Origin of the sequence: Nevskia sp. (assembly GCF_023266035.1) — a bacterium.
Lineage (GTDB): Bacteria > Pseudomonadota > Gammaproteobacteria > Nevskiales > Nevskiaceae > Nevskia.
The window spans coordinates 1-5,056 of sequence record NZ_JAHFRY010000209.1; the positions used below are offsets into that span (position 1 = coordinate 1).

Annotated in this window: 4 protein-coding genes; 2 read left to right on the top strand and 2 right to left on the bottom strand. The window is 63.5% G+C overall.

Annotation, left to right across the window (positions count from 1 at the left end):
* Nucleotides 1-18 precede the first annotated feature (18 nt).
* Nucleotides 19-681: a response regulator gene (locus Q0D45_RS20855; RefSeq protein WP_293397633.1), complete on the bottom strand. Its 663-nt coding sequence runs from the start codon at nucleotides 679-681 to the stop codon at nucleotides 19-21.
* A gap of 4 nt (nucleotides 682-685) precedes the next feature.
* A complete protein-coding gene (locus tag Q0D45_RS20860) occupies nucleotides 686-1,891 on the bottom strand; it encodes an ATP-binding protein (protein WP_293397636.1) in 1,206 nt (401 codons plus the stop codon).
* 437 nt (nucleotides 1,892-2,328) lie between these two features.
* Between Q0D45_RS20860 and Q0D45_RS20865 the strand changes: the two genes are divergently transcribed.
* Nucleotides 2,329-3,711 carry a DUF1329 domain-containing protein gene (locus Q0D45_RS20865; protein ID WP_293397639.1) on the top strand — a complete coding sequence of 461 codons (1,383 nt, stop codon included), beginning with the start codon at nucleotides 2,329-2,331 and terminating at the stop codon, nucleotides 3,709-3,711.
* A gap of 89 nt (nucleotides 3,712-3,800) precedes the next feature.
* Nucleotides 3,801-5,056, top strand: a 1,256-nt coding sequence (locus tag Q0D45_RS20870; protein ID WP_293397642.1) for an MMPL family transporter, incomplete at its 3' end; no start/stop codon positions are given.

Below are 5,056 nucleotides of genomic sequence, written 5' to 3' on the forward strand. Positions count from 1 at the left end.
TTGGTATGGGTGCAGCAGTCAGATCGTTTCGCGGCGTCCACCGAGCATCATCTGCAGCAGTTCGGCGAACGAGGCCGCGCCCATCTTGCGCATCAGCCGCCCGCGATGGGCTTCGACAGTCTTGTAGCTGATGGCCAGCTTGCGGCCGACTTCCTTGTTGCTGCGGCCCGCGACCACCTGATCGAGGATCTCGCGTTCGCGGGCAGTCAATCCTTCAAGCCGCTGGCTGCGCAGGAATTCACGGCGGCGAGCGTCGCGGCTATCGGCATCCAGTGTCAGCGCCTGGCCGATGCGTTCCAGCAACTGGGCGTTGTCGTAGGGCTTCTGCAGGAAATCGACGGCACCACCCTTCATCGCCTGCACCACCGTTGGAATGTCGCCATGGCCGGACAGGAACAGGATCGGCAGATGGACGTGGCGGCGCTTCAGTTCGTCCATCAGCTCCGGGCCGCTCAGACCAGGCATCTGCACATCGAGCACCAGGCAGCCGCAGGCATCGGGCTGGGCGATGGTCAGAAAGGCTTCCGCGGAATCGAAGGTCTGCACGTTCAGCTGGGCCGATTCCAGCAGCCAGCGCAGAGAATCACGCATCGCGGCATCGTCATCGACGACGAATACGGTGGGCCGGCTCTGCGAGTAGGTCTGGATCTGGGCTTCGGTCATTTCGCTATTGGCTTTCATGGGGTCACACCACGGTATTCAGGTCGAAGCGGAAACAGGCACCGCCTTCGGGGTTGGCGGCGACGCGCAGACTGCCGCCATGGGATTCGATGATCGACCGGCAAACGGCCAGGCCCAGGCCCAGGCCGTCCTGCTTGGTCGTGAAGTAAGCGTCGAAGATCTGGCTGCAGGCTTCCGGCGAAATGCCGGGGCCGCGATCGCTGATCGTGACTTCAACCCGGCTGCCGGTCAGCTGTCGCGATTCGATGCGCAGCAGGCGCTGCTCGGCTGGGCTGGCGGTCATCGCCTCGTAGGCGTTGCGGATCAGGTTCAGCAGCACCTGGCGGATTTCCAGCGCATCGACCAGCACCGTCGGCGTCTCTGACGCCAGCCCCAGTTCGACGCGTACGCCGAGCTTGCGGCGCTGGTGATCGAGCAGGCCGAGCATCTCGCTGATCAGCGCGTGGAGATCGGTGGCGGTGGTTTCCGGGACGTGGCGACGGACGAAGCCGTGCACCTGACGGACGATGCTGCCGGCGGTTTCGGTGTGCTGGATCGCCCGGGTGATGACGCCGTCGAGTTTTTCCGAAGTGCAATCGCCCTGCTTGAGACGCAACTGGCAGCCATGCAGGTAGTTGAGCGTAGCGGCCAGCGGCTGAGCGAGTTCATGGGCCAGTGCGCCAGCCATCTCGCTCATCGAGTTCAGGCGCGAAGCACGGGCGAGTTCCTGCTGGTGACGGCGGCGGACATCGGCCAGCTGCTGCTCCAGTTGGGCTTGCGTCGCGCGCAGCGCGCTCTCGGCCTGCTTGCGGTCGCTGATGTCTTCGAGCGTCCACACCGAGCCCGCCGTTGGACGGCCGGCATCGACCGCCTGACCGCTCAACTGGCACCAGAACAGGCTGCCGTCGCGGCGGCGCATCTGCCGTTCGATACGGCAGCGGCCCTGGCGTTCAAGCAGCCGAGCGCTGCTGCGGCCGCAGGCGACATAGTCGGTGTAGCTGGGATACAGCATCTGCAGATTGCGCTGGTTCAGCTCGCCAGGGCCGTAGCCGAACAAGGTTTCGAGGCGCCGATTGCAGCGCTGCAACTGACGATCGCGGACATGGCCGATCGCCACGGCGGCGTGCTCGAAGAGCAGCGCGGCATCGGATGCAGGCTCCGCGCGGAGTGGGCGTCGCGGTTCCAGCCGTTCCGCACGGCGCAGCAGTTCCACCACCGGTGCGGCGCTCACGCGACCGCTCCGATCAGGGGGTTGAATAGGGTCATGCGCTCCTCCGACTGGCGGTATCCCGACCAGTGCTTATCGTCAAGTGAGGGTCAACGCTAGGGGATGGGGTGCGCACTACCCGGACGGGTGGAATCCACGATTGCGGTATGTCAGGGATGCTGAACACATTGCCACTTCGAGTGCTCCGAAGGTGAAGAAAACTTCGGATTCTTCAGTGTTTGCGGCCATTGCGGTGCAAGCGCCGCAAGCGCGGCGGATGCGTTATCGTCGGTACTTGGTCTGCATGCCTACCATTGCCACCGAGGCTGGCGGTTGCGATTCGCACCGACAGTGGCGGAGCTGCATCCAGATCGCAGATGCGCCCCGCACATTGACCAGACACATTGATTAGGCGGCCGGCAAAAGTACCGGACGCTGACCCGCACCGAGGAGCTTTGCCCATGTATATCAACCGTTTCGACCGCGGCTACTCACGCCGCAAGTTCCTCAATGACGCAGCGCGCGGTGTGCTCGGCGCTGGCGTGCTGATGCCGCTGAGCGAAGCGATCTCGGCCAACGGCGAGATCAACAAGGCCTACCCGGACGAACTGCTGTCGATCGAGGGTTACACCAAGGGCAAGATCAAGACCGGCGACATCATCGATGCCAACAATGTCCAGTACGTGAAGGATCTGCTGGAGCCGGTGCGCTACGAGCAGATCCTCAAGCAGGGCCGCAAGCTCAAGATCGGCAAGACCACCAGCGAGATCATGCGGCTGTCGCCCTGGGAGTACATCGAGGCGACGTTGAGGAACAACGGCAAGGCCGGTTTCGATGCCCGGGGCAATGTCGTCAACAAGGCCGATGGCCAGCCGTGGATCGGCGGCAATCCGTTTCCGGACCCGAAGAATGGCCTCGAACTGTTCGCCGCGCAGACGCTGAACTGGGGCCGTCACGATGCCTCGTTCTACGCCATGAAGCTGTATGCGACCGACCCGGGCGGCAATGTCCGCTTCACCTACACCGGCGGCTGGTGCGAGTACTCGCCGGTGGCCCGCGTCAGCATGGAGCCGATGCCGTATGTGGAGAGCCAGAAGACCAAGCTGCGCTATCAGTCGGTGTTCTTCACGCAGCCACAGGCCTATCGCGGCACCTCGTTCCTGAATATCTGGGACTACGATCACTCGACCTTCCCGGCGCTCTACGGCTATGTGCCGGAGTTCAGGCGCATTCGTCAGTTCCCGTCCGATCAGCGCTTCGAGCCCTTGATTCCGGGCCTGACCCTGTTCCTGTCCGATGCCTGGGCCGCTGGTGATCCGCTTTACACCTGGGGCAATTACAAGATCGTCGGTCGCGGACCATTCCTCGCCGGTCTGGCCGATGGCTGGGCTTCCGACGATCCGAACTGGGAGCACAAGACCCACGGCGGCCAGCAGGGCAAGACCTTCTGGGATGCCACCGTCGAACTGGTGCCGGAAGCGATCATCGTCGAGGCCGAGCCGGTCAAGTTCCCGCGTGCGCCGATCGGCAAGAAGCGCGTCTACTTCGATGCCCGCAACCAGATCGTCATCGGCATGGTCACCTACGATCGCAACATGAAGCCGTACCGCTCCTTCGACGGTGCCTATTCGATGTACGACCAGGGCGGCAAGAAGGTGATGGATGGCAAGCATCCGTACTGGAGCTGGGCGCATGTCACCTCGAGCGACATCCAGACCGGCAGCGTCACCCGCATCGAGCAGGTCAAGCAGGTGGAAGGCGTCTATCAGAGCGGTGCCAACGATCCGGCTTACTACGACAAGTATCTGACCCAGGCGGCGCTGCAGCGTCTCGGCGCCTCCTGAGCCGGCAAACCTTCCTGTGATCTGCTGATCCTCCCCCGATCATCATCGGGCCGCGCACGGCGCAGCCCGCTGTCTGGAGTTGATGAACCATGTATACGCTGCGTGCCCGACTGGCTCGCTGGGTGCTCGGGCACCGGCGGCTTTCGTTTGCGATCTTTGGCCTGATCACGCTGTTCTTCGCCGCCGGCCTGCCTAGAGTCAAGCTGGAAACTGTCTTCCGTGATCTGCTGCCGACCGACGACCCGTTCGTGCAGGTCTACAAGGCGCACCCGAACTTCGGCAGCCCGCTGATGGTGATGGTGATGCTGCGGGTCAAGGAAGGCGACATCTTCAACCCGGTGACCCTAGCCAAGACCTGGCAGTTCACCCGCGACATCGACAAGGCGCCGGGTGTCGATCATGAGCAGATCCTGTCGATCACCACCGAGAAGGCGCGCTACTCGGAAGCCACGCCGTACGGCATCGACATGCGGCCGCTGATGTCCGATCACTCGCCGGCCGATGCCGACGAAGTCGCCGACTTCCGCAGCCGGGTCGACCGCGCGCCGAACGTGCGCACCTTCCTGATCAGCGAGGACAACCGCTCGACGATCATCATGGCGACGTTTATCGAGGACAAGGTCGATTACGGCACCGCCTTCGAATACGTCGAGGCGCTTGCCGCAGGTGCCCGCGATGCCAATACCGAAGTCTTCATCGCCGGCCAGCCGACCCTGATCGGCTGGGTCTACCGCTACGAGTGGCAGATGGTCGGCATCTTCGCCGTCACCCTGGGTCTGCTGATCGCCTCGCTGGCCTTGTACATGCGCAACATGGTCGGTGTGCTGACGCCGATCCTGACCAGCGCCACGGCGGCGATCTGGGCCTTCGGCCTGGTCGGCTGGCTGAATATCTCGATCGAACCTCTGCTGATGATCGTGCCGCTGCTGCTGACCGCGCGCTCGTTCTCGCATTCGGTGCAGTTCACCGAGCGCTATTACGAAATCTATGCGCATGTGAAAGACCGCGTGAAAGCGGCCGAAATCACCATGAGCGTGATGATGGCGCCAAGCGTGCTCGGCATCCTGACCGACGTGCTTGGCATCGTCGTGGTGATGGCCGCCCCGATCCCGGCGATGGTTCGCCACGCGATCTTCTGCGGCATGTGGGCGGTCTGGCTGATCCCCACCGGCTGCGTGCTGATCTCGCTGCTGCTGGCCACCTTGCCGGCGCCCAAGAATGTCGAATCGCTGGTCGGCCATGGTCGGGAATCTGGTGTCCATCGGCGCATCCAGCGCTTGCTCGCGGCGATCTCCGGCATTACCCACGGCCCACGGGCCAAGCTGACCTCGGTGGTCGTCGTGAT

What these genes read in the sequence shown, in the direction of transcription:
- Q0D45_RS20855 (WP_293397633.1), bottom strand. Translation starts at nt 681, where the DNA reads ATGAAAGCCAATAGCGAAATGACCGAAGCCCAGATCCAGACCTACTCG.
- Q0D45_RS20865 (WP_293397639.1), top strand. Translation starts at nt 2,329, where the DNA reads ATGTATATCAACCGTTTCGACCGCGGCTACTCACGCCGCAAGTTCCTC.